Genomic DNA, 16511 nt, shown 5'->3' on the forward strand with positions numbered 1-16511 from the left:
ATCCTGATGGATCCCTTACTAAGAACTTATACTCTGTCTCTGCCTCCGGTGTTGCTGTTGCTATCATTGTCATTTTCGACCCTACTACAGCTTCTCCTGTCGTCTTAAAGCTTGTTATTTTAGAAATATAGTTAATAGGTTCTTGAGCTATCTCATCTCTTATCTTTAAAATCTTATATCCATATGAATTTGATGCAGCCCATCCTTTCCCCTTTGGATTTTCTGGTATTCCAAGATGCTCTACATATAATGCAGTTCCTCTTTGAACATATTTAAACCTTGTATCTACACACTCTTGTACTAAGGCCTCTGTAGATGCATATGCTTTTAAGTGCTGAACAACTGCTCTTATTCCTATTTGTATTGTTGGAAATGATTCACCAGGTACTCCATTTCCGACTGCACCTAATCCTGCAAAGTTATTCTGCTCTTCTTTTACATCCCCACCAAACTTTAAGAATCCTGTTTCATGCATCATTTGAGAAAATAATATATCGTGATTTACACCTTCAATATTTGATTCATTTATAGTATAATCAACAAAAGCTTCAGCATACTCTTGACTCTTACTTGGATTTCTCTTTAATAAGTATGAAATCATTTGCTCCCTTTTCAATGTTCCCTTTGACATAATAACTGTTGTCGTTGTATCAACATTTATATTAACCTTTGCTTCTGCTTTTTGTCCTTTAATATCAATTGCAATAACTTTTACTTCATGTACACCATTTTGGTATCCTTCAATTTCCATATTAAATCCACTATTAGTAGAATTAATATATTGAGGATACTTACTACCTATATCATTTCTTGTTATACCATAAGTAGCTTGTCCGTAAAGTTTTCCATCTATATATACATTTACTTCTGATATACCTTCTAAGCCTACAGCCCATCCTTTTACAAAAAATGATCCTGTTAATTTATGATTTTCAATAGGATTTTCTAATTTAATTACTACTGGCTCATCACCAACACTTCTTTTTTCTTCATTAATATTATTTACATCTTCCCCCTCATCACTAATATTCTCACTGTCAAAATTAACGTCTTCTATACTCATCTCATCTTGGAAAATTAACCCTAATTCTTCATTAGAATTAATTTTACTTGTATTAGAATCTACAAATGCTTGTACATCTACATTAGGCATAATTAGATTCACCATAAATAAGAATAGTACTAAAAAAGTAACTTTTTTTATAAATTTCATGAATTTCCCCCTAAATAATTAAGGATAGTACAAATTCATAGCAAACTAGTTTATAGCACTCATGAAGATTATACCTAATATTATTTATTTAATCAATAAATTGTATTTTTTATAAAAAAAAATTTATATTTTTACGTTTTTCTACATAATCAGGATCACCAGTCAAACAGGTGGTTTGCTCTGCGCCTATAATGCTCTGTTACTGCCTGTGCTACTCGCACGTCGAACGGTTTGCCAACCGCATATTTTCACTGGCTACCCCTAAAGGGGCTGTATTACTTGCCTTTCTTTACCGGCTTACCCGTAAACAGGTCTATATATTCTTTTAAACTCATTTGTTCATATGCTAAATCTTCTTGAATCTAATTTTTGATATACTCTTCTATTACCTTTTTATTTCGTCCTACTATATCAACATAATATCCCTTACACCAAAACTGCCTATTTCCATACTTATATTTTAAATTTTCATGTCGGTCAAATATCATCAATGAACTTTTTCCCTTTAAATATCCTATAAACTGTGAAACACTCAATTTAGGTGGTATACTAACAAGCATATATATATGATCTTTACATGCATTTGCCATGTACTAAACTCCTATTATCCATATTGGATACCTCCTTGTATTATAGTTGTGGTCGGCAAACCTACTATAATTTCACAACGGAGTTTTTTTATTTCTACTTATCGCTAGAAACTTTCCGGAACCACAGGTCGAACCTGTGGTATTCTAAATACAAAAAGACTACTTTAGTTTATATTATATAATCTAAAGTAGTCCTCTAATTATGTATTTAAGGAGTTTAATAATTTCTTAATATTAATATATTTTTTATAATATCTCCATTCATCTTTAACAAATTCTTCACCACTAAACTCTCTAAGTGTTATTACCGACTTACATGATTTAAATTCCTTTGCTGAAAAACATATTTTATTCTTAAACTTCAATTTATCAAATCTAAATATTAAGTCATCATAACACTTATCCTTATCCGAAAATTTCACCAATAAATTATCTCGATTTATTCTTGAGCATCTTTCATTCCATTTATTTTCTGCCTCTTCTTTAGAATGATAATGCAAAAAATGAATTTCAACATTTTCTCCTAACTTTGCTATAGGATACTTATTAAATGTATTATTATTAATAAGTTCTTCTTTATATTTAGAACTTCCTGCATCTATAAAAAATAACTTCTTCTCAATTAGAATATCAAAATTCTCAAGCAGTTCTATATAATCCGGTGCAAATATAAATAGCCCAACAAAAGGTGTCCTATACTGTAAATTAAACTTTTGATAGACAAATCCTCCCCAACAATTATTACTAATTATAGTAAAACATTTATTTTTAAGTCCTATTTTATTTATATTTCCTAAGATTCTCTTCATGTTCTTTTTTATTTTATCCATTTTTCATATTCCTCTTTCGATAAATATAAAATTATATAATCATACTAATTCTTATTTAACTATTGGATATTCAAATGATTTGTTTAATCTTATCCAAAATGGTAACTTTATTAAACCATATAATGTTCCCCATCCATAAGATAAATGTAATAAAAAGAAAATAAATGGTAATAATAAATAATCTAAATGCTTTTTCTCTGAAATTATAGAAAAAATAGTATTCAATATATTAAACGTAAAATATGCACCTAATAATAAAATCAATGGTATACCACTAAATACAAATGCAAATATTATACTAAATATAAGAGCTAATACAAATACTAGTGGCACAAAATGATATATTGAAAAACATTTTGGAGATATTCCCATTGTTAATCCAATCCAATATCCATTCAAATACTTCTGCTTCATCATTTTCGACAAACTATTTCTAGCATGATGATATGACTTTATTGTTGGATCAAGTAAAAACTTATACCCAGCTTTCTTCATTCTATAATGTATTTCATTATCTTCTGTTCTCGCTAATCTTTCGTCATATCCCCCAACCTTTTTAAATACTTCCCTAGAATAAGCAGCATGAGCAAGAGTACTTACATACTCTTCTCTCTCTTTCCTTCTATAAGTTGCTATTCCACTACCAAATATAGATTTTTCAGCTATTAAAAGAGTTTTTTGCCAAGCATTATTTTCATCTATTATACTTATTCTGTGACCACCAACAATTTTCTCTCCCATATCAATCCTATTTACATTTTTGCTAATAAAGTCATTTGGCAGAGAAGAATGTGCATCTACTCTTAATATTAAATCCCCAGTACTAGCTTCTAATGCAATATTCCATCCACAAGGCAAAATCTTTTTAGGATTATCTAATACTAAAACTTTAGAAAATGTCTTATTTATTTCTTTAAACTTCATCATAATATCTTTTGTATTATCACTTGAATTACTATCTACTAATATAATTTCAATATCATTATGATTATAGTCTTGTTTTTTAAGATCTTCTAAAAGATTTTCTAGTTTACTGCCTGCATTATAAGCTACAACTATAAAAGAAACCTTCACTATATTTATCTCCTCTCTTTTAACTGTCCGATTGCTGTGAGTTATTTTCTTCTAATCCTAAAACTGCACCAACAGTTCTAAATACAATTTTAATATCATACAAAACTGTAAAAAGCTTGATGTAATGTAAATTATATTCCATTTTTAATGGTAAAACCTTATATATATAATCATTATCTATGTTATTACTATTATCTAATATCTTTTCTTCATCTTTGAATTCAATACTAGCTTCCGATGTTACCCCTGCTGGCAACAATAATGTAGCTATCATTTCATCTGTATATTCATTAACATATCTTGGAACCTCTGGCCTAGTACCAACAAAACTTAAATCTCCAAACAATATATTTATTATTTGTGGTAATTCATCTAATCTATACTTTCTTAAAAACTTTCCGACCTTAGTAACTCTAGGATCATCTTTTGATGTCACTTGTGTTCCTAGTTTTTCAGCATTTACAACCATAGTTCTAAATTTAAATATTTTAAATTCTCTACCATATTGAGTTACTCTAACTTGTTTAAATAATGCTGGCCCCTTAGATTCGCATTTTATAACTATCGCTAAAATAATCATTATTGGTGAAAGTACTATAGTACCTATTAATCCACCGATAAAATCTAAAGCTCTCTTCAAGGCTAATTGTCCTCTTCTTTTATTAAGAATATCGTAATATTCCTTTACCTCATTATTTTTCATAAACTCTGGCAAGTTATCGTACTTTTTCAATGACATATACTATCCTCTTTCTATTTCATTAAGTTTTTCTATTACGTAATTTACTTGCTCCTCTGTCATAACAGTATTAAGAGGTAATGTTATTTCATTCCTATATATATTAAATGCATTTGGATAATCCTTAATATCAAATCCTAAATTTTTATATGCAGTTAACATAGGTAATGGCTTATAATGAACATTCGTAGCAATTCCAAATTCCGACATTTTTCTAATTACTTCATTTCTATACTCTTCATCTTTCCCAACTAATCTAACTAAATATAAGTGATAACTTGAATGACTATCTCCATTATCATGAGTTAATACCTCTAAATTACAATTATTCTTAAATCCCTTATCATACATTTGAACAATCTTATGTCTATATTTTAATATATCATCATATCTAGTAAACTGAGCTAACCCTATAGCAGCCATTATATCAGTCATATTACATTTATAGGCTGGCTCTAAAATATCGTACTCCCATGACCCTATCTTAGTCTTAGATAAAGCATCTTTTGTTTGTCCATGAAGAGATAGTATCATATATTTCTTATATATATCTTCACTATCAATACCTTTAATCTTTCTCCAAGTTACTGCTCCCCCTTCTGCTGTTGTTAAATTTTTAACTGCATGAAAAGAAAAACTAGTAAAATCAGCAACTGCTCCACTCATCTTCCCCTTATATTTTGCTCCAAATGAATGAGCTCCATCAGCTACTATAGCTACTCTTCCTATAGCCTTTTGAATTTCGTTATTTGCTTTAAATATTTCCTTCTTACTATTAACAATTTCAAATAATTTATCATAATTACACATTATACCAGCTAAATCAACCGGAATAATTGCTTTTGTTCTTTCATTTATTAAATCTGATATTTTATCATAATCCATCTCAAAAGAGTCTTTTTCTGTATCAACTAATACAATCTTTGCCCCCACATGATCAATCACACTAGCAGATGCCGTATATGTATAGGCTGAAGTAATTATTTCATCTCCTTTTCCTATACCTAATACCCTTAGTGTCATTTCTAATGCAGCTGTAGCAGAATTTAAACAAACTGCTTTCTCAGTTTCACAATACTCTGCAATTTTATTCTCGAACTCTTTTGTCTTAGGTCCTGTAGTTATCCACCCTGATTTTAACACTTCAACAACATTATCTATTTCTAATTGTGCTATATCTGGTGGTGAAAAAGGTACGTTCATATTAATTCCTCCTAATTAATCCTACAATTAATTTCATAATACTTTATATTTTATCATATATTTATAGAAAAGTTTAGTAATTATTTATAAACTAATTATTCATATAAATTAAATATATTATTAAATTTATTAATATCTAAATTTTCATTAAATTTCCTAGCAAATATGCAGTCACTATTTTTATCTTCTTTAATTTTTTCAAAATCATTTTCATCTAATAACCTTGGATACTCTGGTCCCGTTTTCCAATCTATATATCTTAAGGCCATATGATTATCATCAACTTCATTAAGCCTATAAATTCTATTCTTAAATTTAGAATTCATTATTATTGTTTGAAAAAAAACTTCATCTCCGCATAATGATTTTTTAAAAGCGTCTTCATACCATTTATTATTTTCTATGTAATCTAGTAAATAAATACAAAATTCATGACTAACACAAAACCAATTTGGTCCTTTATACAACTTTGGTAATAATTCAAACTTATTATTTTTCTTCTGTAATGATAATTCCTTTTGAACTTTTGCAGCTACTTTTTCTAAAATATTTTTATTTTTTTTATAATGATATCCTTTATGCTCATATTTAACTCTATTTTTAATAGAGTTATAATTTATACCTGTATCTATCCCTATAAATTCTTTACCCTTATTACGTTCAAAAAACTCCTTTATCATAGTGCTACTTTTTAATGGCATATCATCGCCTGATATAATACATAAATAATCAAAATTATACTTCATTGCGTTTTTTATTATATTTAATGTACTTTCAATCTGAGAATATGTACCCCATTGAACATTAACATTATTATCCATAATATCCGCAACAGATTTATATTCACCAAAAATTGCTTTGTCAACCTTTTTATCTACATGTAAAATTATATCATTATCTCTATATAATAAGTTTATAGTATTTCTTAAAATATTGCTATTTTTATGTGTAATAATCCCATAACATATATTCACGTAGATCTTACCATCCTTTATTAATTATTTTGATTTCTCAATTATACAATTATAGACCTATTCATAAAACGAGTAAATAGCTTTACTAGTTTTATATTTTATCATTAAAACTTCATATATAATAAATTTAATAATTATAGCTTTTAAGTTATAATATTTCTTATGTGTATTTTTATTATTATATACTACCTAAAATCTCAGATATGCACAACATATAATTAAAATTTAGTATAACATAGGAGGAATAATTTTGGTATTTAGTTCGCAAATTTTTATTTTCATTTTTTTTACCATTTACATTGCTTTTTTATTATTTATGCCAAGGAAAAATTAGAAATTATATACTTCTATTAGCAAGTATATTCTTTTATGCTTGGGGAGGAGTAAATTATGTTCCAATACTACTGATTTCAATTCTAATAAATTATACATTTGGTATTTTAATATTTAAATTTAATAAAAAATCTAATTTAAGTAAACTTTTACTAATAATTGGTGTAATATTAAATCTAAGTATTTTGTTCTACTATAAATATTATGATTTTACAATAAACAATATAAATAATATATTTAATAGCAATTTTCAATTAAAACAAATTGTAATGCCAATTGGAATATCATTTTTCACATTTCAAGGAATGTCCTATATAATCGATATATATAGAGGGGTTGCCACGGTTAATAAAAATCCCTTCCTAGTCGCGCTATATATTTCTCTATTTCCACAATTAGTTACTGGTCCAATAGTAAAATATAAGGATATAGATAGTCAGATTAGAAATCGAAAGGAAACACTAAAAAAATTTAGTTATGGAATTGAACGCTTTATTATCGGTCTTGCAAAAAAAGTTATAATAGCTGATATCTTAGCTGATTTTATAGCATGGGTAATTCCATACTCATATAATGTTATAGATACACCTACAGCTTGGTTAGGAATAATTTGCTATACTCTACAAATATTCTTTGATTTTTCTGGTTACTCAGATATGGCCATAGGTCTTGGATATATGTTTGGATTTAAATTTATGGAAAATTTTAATTATCCATATATATCTAAAATAATTACCGAATTTTGGAGAATATGCCATATATTGTTATCTACTTGGTTTAGAGAATATATATATATATACCATTAGGTGGTAATAGGACTGGTAATACCTATATAAATCTTCTAATCGTATTTTTAATTACTGGATTATGGCATGGCGCTTCTTGGAACTTTGTTTTTTGGGGAGTATGGCATGGTTTCTTTATTGTAATCGAAAGATTAATTCATAATAAACATTGGTATATAAAAACTCCTAATATAATTAAATGATTAATCACCATGTTTATCGTTATTATAGGCTGGGTATTCTTTAGCTTCAATACATTGCAAGATGCATTTAAATTTATCCTAGTTTTATTTGGACTAGTTCATAATGAAATTCTATCATTTGAATTCCCTTACTTTATGAATTTTAGAATGATAGTATGGTTAATAATTTCTATTTTTATATCAACACCTATACTTCCTAATATTTTTAAAAAATATAATTCAACAAAGTATTTTGAAGTAATAAAAACTATATTTTTATCTCTGTTATTAATCACTTGTATAGTTTTCATTGTAAATTCAACCTATAGTCCATTTATTTATTTTCAATTTTAATTGGTGGTGATTATATGAAACGTATATATATTTTAAGAATAATAGCCTTTATTTTAATATTAGTTATACCTGTTATAACTATGAATTTAAAAAATAATCAAATATCTGAAATAGATAATAAAAAACTAATTGAAATTTCAGATGTATTATCTGGAGACTTCACTACAAATGCAGAAGAATTCATTAATAATAGAATTGGTTTTAGAACGACTATGATTAATGCATATACTAAAGCTATGGATTCATTATTTAATTATATGATTCATCCTAGCTATCAATATGGACAAGATGGTTATGTATTTTCAAAATTATCAAGAGAAGGATTCGATAGTGAATATCAAGATACATTTTCTAATTTTATTTTAAAAATACAGGATTATTGTAATTCTAGGGATATAAATTTTTTATATGCTGTTGAACCTAGTAAGACCACCGTATATTCTGAATACTTACCAATAGGAGTTAATTATCAGAATTTTAACCTTAACTACCTTTTAGATAGTCTTACTAAAAATAATATAAATTATGTATATACTGGTGATAATCTTATTAATGCAAAAAATAATTATCAAGTATTTGATAAAAAATATGATGCTAATCATTGGAATGAAACAGGGGCTATTATAGGAATATCTACTATATTAAATAAACTAAATGAAATTGATTCCTCTATAGATAAATTTGATATAAATAATTATGATATAGGGGTAAGTACTCATACTACATTGCCAGTTTCATATTTTCCTATTAATGAAGAAACAATTACCTATGAACTAAAAGATTCATCAAATATAAAAAATGTAGATACTTTTATAGATAAAATTAAAATATCTGAACATTACAGTAATTTTGCTCACTATATTAATACGGATAATATTGAAGCTCCAAAAATATTAGTGTTTGCTGGAAGTTATTTTAATAATAAGCATAAGTTTTTAACAGATAGTTTTTCTGAATTTATTCTAGTTCATAATTATCAAAATATACTTGATATTGATTATTATATAAATTTATTTAACCCTGATATTGTGTTATTTGAGTCTACAGAATATACACATAACTCAACATATTTTGATGCCACATCAATGAAAGAAATAAGTTATAATAAACCATTGTCAAGTTATAGTAATCTAATAAATTCTCAGTTTACAAACATTGATAATACTTATAAAATTAATGATAATTATGCAGTGACAGATTTATCAATTCCTCTTATTAATAATGAAACTTTATACTCATATGTAAAAGTTGGAGATAGAATTTTAGATTGTAAAACCATTACTGATGATAATAACCATCAACATATAGAAATTTCTATTCCATCTTCAGAACTAAGTCATATAAATGAAATTACATTTTATGCAATTTCTAATAACGAAATGGAATACTCTGAAATAAAAATTAATTTATAATTTCCATACCATATTATTAAAAATATGCTACATTAGAATTAATTAAAGTAAATCTTATATCAATAATACAAGAAATAATTTAAACTACTAAAAGCTGATTTCTGTACTTTACAGAAGTCGTTTTTATCTTGTATATATTTTAATTTTTCCCTTACATTTCAAACATCTTTTTATGTTCATTAACATTTTGTAATTATCATTGTAACCTTTAATCATTAAATTTAATATATTCACATATTTTTCTTTTTATATTATCTATTTAGTTATATTAATAGACTTTTACAATTATTCACTTTACAAAATAAAAAAGCTAAGGAAAAGCAATAATTCTGTTTTCCTTAGCTATAAAAGCATACATTATCTAATTATATCCCTTAGGATTATTACTTTGCCATCTCCAAGAATCTTCACACATTTCCTTGATTCCTCTTTCTGCTTTCCATCCTAACTCTTCATTTGCTTTCTTAGGATCAGCATAACAAGTAGCAATATCCCCTGCTCTTCTTTCTACTATTTCATAAGGAATTTCTCTTCCTGATGCTTCACTAAATGCCTTAACAACATCTAGTACTGAATATCCAATACCAGTTCCTAAATTATAAGTTACAAGTCCTGGATTAGTTGCAAGTTTTTCCAAAGCTTTAACATGCCCTACAGCTAAATCTACAACATGGATATAATCTCTTACACCTGTTCCATCATGAGTTGGATAGTCATTACCAAATACTCTTAATTGCTTTAATTCTCCAATTGCTACCTTTGTGATATATGGCATTAAGTTATTTGGTATTCCATTCGGATCCTCACCTATTGTTCCACTCTTATGAGCTCCAACTGGATTAAAGTATCTTAGTATCGCTATGTTTAATTGTGGTTCTGCCTTTGCAATATCTCTTAACATATCTTCAATCATAAGCTTAGTTGATCCATAAGGGTTAGTAGTTGATAATGGAGAATCTTCTGTTATAGGAACTACCTTTGCATCTCCATAAACTGTTGCAGATGAACTAAATACAAAGTTTCTACATCCATATTTCTTCATAGCCTTTAATACTACTAATGCACTTGTTAAGTTATTGTAATAATACTCTAATGGCTTTTCAACTGATTCACCTACTGCTTTAAAGGCCGCAAAATGAATTACCGAATCTATGTTATTTTCTTCAAATATTTTTTCTGTTTCATATACATTAGTTAAATTAACATTATAAAATTTAACGTTCTTACCTGTTATTTCTCTAATTCTATCTTTAACAAGTTCTTTACTGTTACTTAAATCGTCAGCAATTACAACATCATATCCTGCATTTAAAAGTTCTACTGTTGTATGACTTCCGATATAACCCATTCCCCCAGATACTAATACTGCCATAATTAATTTCCTCCCAAATAATTATTAATTTCCTCACTTATTATTATATAACATATTTTTCAAATATTAAATAACTTTTTTAATTTAATTAATAAAGTTTTATAATTGCGCTTTCCATGTAATAATATCATATTTTTCTTAAATATAATTATAAATTTCACACAAAAGATTCATATATAAATTACTTAATATTTTAATAAACAGAAAAAGTATTTTATTTCCAAAATCAAATATTAATATATTTTGTCAAACTTCATTTGTTCATGTTAAAATTATTATACTATTAAAAATTACAAATTTTATGGACTATAGGGGGAACTTATGAAAAAATTATCTACAACAAAAAAGGTTCTAATGGGTATTTGCTTAGTATTAGTTTTAATAATTGGAAGTATAGCATTTGCTCTTAATCACTATTCATCTAAGGTTGAAAGAGTGGAAATTGATAGATCTGTCGTAACTGAAACTGGTAAGGAACCAGCAAAAGAAGATCAAGATCTTATAACTATTGCTCTATTAGGAACAGATTACAGTAAAAATGAAGAATACGGAAATCTTTATGGTGCTGCAGACTGTACTATGATATTAGGAATAGATAAAAAGAATAATAGACTTAAACTTTTTTCACTAATGAGAGACATGTATTTAGATTTACCAGGTGGAATTGGAAAAGATAACTTGAATTATACAATGGCATATGGCGGACCAGAGCTTATATTAAAAACTATAAATACCAACTTTAATTTAACTGTTGATAAATTTATTTCTGTTAGTTTACACACTTTACCTGAAATTATTGATAAACTTGGTGGGGTTGAAATGAATATAACTAATGAAGAATTAAATTATATAAATGGATATATTAAAAATATTGATAGTGAAAATGGTACAAATACTGAAAAATTAACCTCAGCTGGTACCCAAACCTTAAACGGAACTCAAGCGGCTGCGTATTGTAGAATAAGATATACTGAAGGTAGTGATTATAAAAGAAGTGAAAGACAAAGAGATGTTCTTGAAGCTTTATTTAACAAATTTAAAGATTCATCACTTACAGAACTAATTTCTATAATGGACGATATTTTGCCTTTAGTAACAACTAATCTTACTAATAGTGAGATTATCTCTATAGCTACTACAGTTCTAGGCATGGGTACTCCTAATATAGAGCAATCTAGATTTCCTCTTGATGGAAAATCTGAAACTATCTATACAGACATGCTACATCTAACTATAGATGCTGAAGAAACTACTAATGATATACATAAATTCTTATATTCTTTAGACTAATTTAAAATTATATTTATTTATGTTAATAAAAAGTGTTAAAAATATTAAACCTGCGAGTTTATGTTTTTAACACTTTTCGTTATAATATTTAAATTCATTCTTTGCCTAAAAAGGCTATATCCTATTTATTGCCATTTTTCATCTTTCTCTTTAAATAATTTACTACTCACTATTGATAAAAGCACACATAACAATAAAACCAAATAAATAATACTTAATACTCTATATCTATTCTTCTGACTAATCGTATCAGCTTTATTAATCGAACTATTACTTTCAGAATCATTTACTATAGTATTACTAGCATCACTTACTTCAACTTTATCTATATTTGTATCATCTTCATTCATATCATTATTTATGCTATTTTCATTTGTATCTTTTTTTTCTGAAACTGATGAATCTTCATTATTATTTGATATACTATCATCACTACTATCTATATACTTCAATAAATCATCATACTCTTCATCTGTGAGTGGTGATTTTTTATAATTCTCATAATATTTTTTTACATCTTCAATATGGCATTTTAGTAATATCTCATCATTTTCTTTATCCTTAATCTCTACTTCCTTATTATTTGAATCAATCTTAACTTCAATATCTAAATCATTTGCAACTCTTAATGCTTCACCATATATTCCAACAAGGTCTGATAAAGAAAAATCACTTATTTCTTGACCTTCTTCAATCCTAGAAAACACTTCACTACTATTATTCATTATTGCTTGAAACTCTTCAGCACTAATATCTAAGTTTTCTATGTGATCACTAATATTTTTTGAATACTCTTCTGGAATTCCTATTTCTTCAAGCTTTACTTTAAATAAATCAACATTTTCACTATTTACCGTCAATATAAATGTATTTATTAATAAAAAACTAACAGTAAACACTTTAGTTACTCTTTTAATCACTCTCTTCATGTGTTTAACTCCTCTTATAAATTCATTTATTTTGATTATTGCCATAAATCATAAAAATAAACTTTATCGTATAAATGCTTAGAGCTTAAAAAGTCCAATTATCCCTATTTAATTAAATCCACTTCTTCTAAATGTTTTGTTGATGATTAAAGTATACTTGTTGTTTTTTAATTTGATGCTGCTTTTAATTTAAATAAATCTCAAGCTTTTAAAATTTAAGTACTCCCATAACATATAAAAATTAGTTATGAGAGTCCTCATTATTTAATAATTAATTTATACTTTTATATAGATACCATATTTAATTCAATACTTCTTCCTAATATAATCAAGCCACATACTATTGTCATTGTTGCAAAAAAACATTTTATCTGACTATCTTCATGATATCCACCAATAAATGGTTTAGTTATTATTATTGCTAATAATACAGCTAGTCCTTCTTTTAAAAGTCCTAACATATATAAAATTAAAACTATCAAAATAAGCTTTATTAATTCATAAGTTATTACAGTCAAACTATATTCAATATGCTCCCTTTGCTCTTGACTATAACTTACACTTCTTGATAAATCGTTTATAATTACGTTTACTATTCTCTTTACCATTAAATACCCCAACTTAACTTTCTACATAAATTTATAATAATTATATTATATTTTTTCCTTATTTTTTGACATATTTTATTTATTTTTATCATTTTTCTATAAAATAAATAAAATTTAAATTATAACAATAAACAATAATGTAAACAGTACAATTTATTGTAATATTTATATAATTATTGTTAAATGAATATTGAAAACTATATATTACAATAAATTTAGACCCAAATAGTCAAACTTCTTCACCATTTGGGTCTAAATTTTAAAGCTTATGTTTTTTTGTATAAATTATACTACAGATTAGAGATGTTAAAGGTGATACTATAACAAGACCTATACAACCTACAAATGTTTGTACTATTTCAGATGAAATAAATTTTGTATTTAATATACTCATAAGCGGAGTCCCTTGTGCCATATAAACCATCATTACTCCAATAAAACTCCCCATATAAGCTAAAAGTAAAGTTGTAGTTTGAGAGCCAACAACTGACCTACCTACATTAAGGCCTGATAATAATATTTCCTTCCTAGATATATCAGGTTTTTTATCAACTACCTCTTCTACGGCTGCTGATATATCAATTGCTAAATCAAGTATAGCTCCTGAACATGATAAATAAATACCAGCTTGATATATTAAAGTTAAATTTAAATTTTGATATCCAGAATAAATAAGAGATTCTGACCACTGCAATATTGATCCATGAATATTAAATAAATTGCCAAAGAAAATAGCAAGTACACAAGTTATAAGTGATGATGCTATTGACCCAAAGATTGCACTATAAGCTTTTTTAGTAAATCCTCCTACTAATATAAGAGTTACTGTAGATATCACAACACCTATAATTAATGCTAAATATATGGGATGATATCCTTTAAGGAGCATTGGAACAAATACCTTTAATATACATATCAATGTAAATGCAAATGATATTATAGTTCTAACCCCTGTACTACCTGAAAATATAATAAGCAATACAACAAAAAATCCTATTAATAAAACTTCTAAATGTAACCTATAATGATCCACTAAGTTTGCAAAAAGAAATTATTATCATAGAATCCATTAAATTCTTCAGCTCCTGCACCTATTGCATAAACTGGAACTGGCAATCCTGTATGTGAATAAGATGTCCATCCAATACCAGCCTTATTATTTAATATGTGAGTTAAAGTTACTGTTAATGGCTCATATCCACCATATAATATAGTAGCTTCTTCACCAGTAGCTCTTTCCTCTGCTGGTTTTAATGTCTCTTCGTAAGCAGCTTTTACTTTATTAAGTTCATATTCAGTTAAAACTAAAAGATTATTATCTTCCCCTTCTTTAAGTAATCCAAAGTTTTCTGTAACTAAAGAAAAAGTATCATCAAAAGATGCATTTGGATTAGCTTCTAAGTAAGTTTTTAACACTTCATCAAAAGCCTCATAAGACATTTTTTGATTTGAAAGTAAATCAAAAGCAGTATCATAGCCAGTTGTTGCTTGACCTAAAGTCATACCCCCTGTTTCATGGTCACCCGTAACGATAATTAAAGTTTCATCTGGATGTTCATTGTAAAACTTAACAGCTTCTGAAATTGCTTCATCAAATGCTACTACATCTTGAATATTACTCATAGCATCATTAGCATGCCCGGCCCAGTCAACCTTACCTGATTCAACCATCATAAAGAACCCTTCTTCATTATCTAAAACATTTATTCCAGTGCTAACTAAATCACTTAATTTTAACGAATCTTCATCCATGTCAATGCTATATTCCATAGCTCCACCAACTAACTCTGGATTAATTGCATACACCTTTCCACTTTCGTTGTCAAGAGATAATATTTCATCTTTATCTCTAGTTACTGTATATCCCTTTTCCTCTAATATTTCATAAATATCTCTTTGATCTTTATCTTTACCTGTAGGTTGCCCCAATTCCCCACCTGCAAAGTAATCAAAATCACTATCTGCCATTTGAAGTGCTATATCATAATAACTATTTCTCGATTCTACATTAGCATAAAACGCCGCTAGAGTAGCATGGTTTAATGTAACTGTTGAAACTATCCCAACCTTATATCCCTTTTCTTTTAATTGTTCAGCTATTGTTGTTACTTCTGTAGTTTTATCAGCTTCTAACCCTATAACTCCACTATGTGTTTTAACTCCTGAAGCTATTGATGTAGCTGTTGAAGCTGAGTCTGGTGCAAATGATGTTGAGTCTTGAGTTGATGCTGAGCCTGTAACTGGGAATTCAGTAAATCCTAATCTTGTTAATTCAACTGAATCCTCATTATCAACTGTTCCGTTATATATTTGTGCACCATTTACTTGTGGATAAGACATTCCATCCCCAATAAACATAAATATATACTTTGCCGTAGATGTTTTTTGTGATGCTTCATTACTAGCTACTATTGTGTCTATTTCCGCATTTCCACCTTCTGAATTATTGCTAGAACAGGCTATCATACTAAAAGTCATAGTTGCCACTAATGATGCTATTACCCCTATTTTTTTAAACCTATGCATTGTTAATTTCCTCCCTCATACTTTTAACAATTTAATAATTTAATGATTTTAGTTTTTCCCTACTTAAAATATAATAACCATTATTTTGATTAAATTG

The 16511-nt window shown here is 27.1% G+C and carries 15 protein-coding genes and 1 pseudogene; 4 read left to right on the forward strand and 12 right to left on the reverse strand.

Annotated elements, in window-relative coordinates; translation table 11 throughout:
- From ABUA17_RS07315 to ABUA17_RS07345, 7 genes and pseudogenes are all read right to left on the reverse strand, one after another.
- Positions 1 to 1213, reverse strand: a 1213-nt coding sequence (locus ABUA17_RS07315) for a glucosaminidase domain-containing protein (protein ID WP_349817981.1), incomplete at its 3' end; no start/stop codon positions are given.
- Between the two features lie 275 nt (positions 1214 to 1488).
- Positions 1489 to 1800, reverse strand: a pseudogene (tnpA, locus tag ABUA17_RS07320) (IS200/IS605 family transposase); the annotation flags it as partial.
- Between the two features lie 203 nt (positions 1801 to 2003).
- On the reverse strand, positions 2004 to 2633 hold the full coding sequence (locus ABUA17_RS07325; RefSeq protein WP_055277217.1) for a DUF1919 domain-containing protein: 630 nt from the start codon (positions 2631 to 2633) through the stop codon (positions 2004 to 2006).
- A gap of 51 nt (positions 2634 to 2684) precedes the next feature.
- A complete protein-coding gene (locus tag ABUA17_RS07330; protein ID WP_055277220.1) occupies positions 2685 to 3707 on the reverse strand; it encodes a glycosyltransferase family 2 protein in 1023 nt (340 codons plus the stop codon).
- A gap of 19 nt (positions 3708 to 3726) precedes the next feature.
- Complete coding sequence (locus ABUA17_RS07335) at positions 3727 to 4446, reverse strand: sugar transferase (RefSeq protein ID WP_172676175.1); 720 nt, start codon at positions 4444 to 4446, stop codon at positions 3727 to 3729.
- Positions 4447 to 4449: 3 nt separating this feature from the next.
- A complete protein-coding gene (locus tag ABUA17_RS07340; protein ID WP_349817980.1) occupies positions 4450 to 5649 on the reverse strand; it encodes a DegT/DnrJ/EryC1/StrS family aminotransferase in 1200 nt (399 codons plus the stop codon).
- A 95-nt stretch (positions 5650 to 5744) separates the two neighbouring features.
- Positions 5745 to 6623 carry a beta-1,6-N-acetylglucosaminyltransferase gene (locus ABUA17_RS07345; RefSeq protein ID WP_055277223.1) on the reverse strand — a complete coding sequence of 293 codons (879 nt, stop codon included), beginning with the start codon at positions 6621 to 6623 and terminating at the stop codon, positions 5745 to 5747.
- A 518-nt stretch (positions 6624 to 7141) separates the two neighbouring features.
- Here ABUA17_RS07345 and ABUA17_RS07350 point away from each other — a divergent pair.
- The 3 genes from ABUA17_RS07350 (at position 7142) to ABUA17_RS07360 (ending at position 9689) form a co-directional block, all read left to right on the forward strand.
- On the forward strand, positions 7142 to 7762 hold the full coding sequence (locus ABUA17_RS07350; protein ID WP_349817979.1) for an MBOAT family O-acyltransferase: 621 nt from the start codon (positions 7142 to 7144) through the stop codon (positions 7760 to 7762).
- A gap of 38 nt (positions 7763 to 7800) precedes the next feature.
- On the forward strand, positions 7801 to 7944 hold the full coding sequence (locus ABUA17_RS07355) for a hypothetical protein (protein WP_278336338.1): 144 nt from the start codon (positions 7801 to 7803) through the stop codon (positions 7942 to 7944).
- 347 nt (positions 7945 to 8291) lie between these two features.
- On the forward strand, positions 8292 to 9689 hold the full coding sequence (locus ABUA17_RS07360; RefSeq protein WP_055277225.1) for an alginate O-acetyltransferase AlgX-related protein: 1398 nt from the start codon (positions 8292 to 8294) through the stop codon (positions 9687 to 9689).
- A gap of 361 nt (positions 9690 to 10050) precedes the next feature.
- Here ABUA17_RS07360 and galE read toward each other — a convergent pair whose 3' ends face one another.
- Positions 10051 to 11061 carry a UDP-glucose 4-epimerase GalE gene (gene galE / locus ABUA17_RS07365; RefSeq protein ID WP_042402537.1) on the reverse strand — a complete coding sequence of 337 codons (1011 nt, stop codon included), beginning with the start codon at positions 11059 to 11061 and terminating at the stop codon, positions 10051 to 10053.
- A gap of 321 nt (positions 11062 to 11382) precedes the next feature.
- Here galE and ABUA17_RS07370 point away from each other — a divergent pair, with 321 nt between their 5' ends.
- Positions 11383 to 12351 (forward strand): LCP family protein, encoded by a 969-nt coding sequence (locus ABUA17_RS07370; RefSeq protein ID WP_055277228.1) that lies wholly within the window; start codon positions 11383 to 11385, stop codon positions 12349 to 12351.
- 125 nt (positions 12352 to 12476) lie between these two features.
- Here the strand turns inward: ABUA17_RS07370 and ABUA17_RS07375 are convergent, their stop codons facing one another.
- From ABUA17_RS07375 to ABUA17_RS07390, 4 genes are all read right to left on the reverse strand, one after another.
- The gene (locus ABUA17_RS07375) at positions 12477 to 13280 is read right to left on the reverse strand and encodes a hypothetical protein (protein ID WP_055277230.1); all 804 of its coding nucleotides are present in this window, start codon (positions 13278 to 13280) and stop codon (positions 12477 to 12479) included.
- Between the two features lie 284 nt (positions 13281 to 13564).
- Positions 13565 to 13888: an accessory gene regulator B family protein gene (locus tag ABUA17_RS07380; RefSeq protein WP_055277232.1), complete on the reverse strand. Its 324-nt coding sequence runs from the start codon at positions 13886 to 13888 to the stop codon at positions 13565 to 13567.
- A gap of 259 nt (positions 13889 to 14147) precedes the next feature.
- On the reverse strand, positions 14148 to 14921 hold the full coding sequence (locus ABUA17_RS07385) for a YibE/F family protein (RefSeq protein ID WP_055277234.1): 774 nt from the start codon (positions 14919 to 14921) through the stop codon (positions 14148 to 14150).
- The gene (locus ABUA17_RS07390; RefSeq protein ID WP_055277237.1) at positions 14921 to 16414 is read right to left on the reverse strand and encodes an alkaline phosphatase; all 1494 of its coding nucleotides are present in this window, start codon (positions 16412 to 16414) and stop codon (positions 14921 to 14923) included. Before ABUA17_RS07390 ends, ABUA17_RS07385 begins: the two co-directional genes overlap by 1 nt.
- Positions 16415 to 16511: the final 97 nt, after the last annotated feature.

The organism is Clostridium sp. RTP31139st1_H3_RTP31139_211217, assembly GCF_040227035.1.
In the GTDB taxonomy this organism is placed as follows: Bacteria; Bacillota; Clostridia; order Clostridiales; family Clostridiaceae; genus Clostridium; species Clostridium saudiense.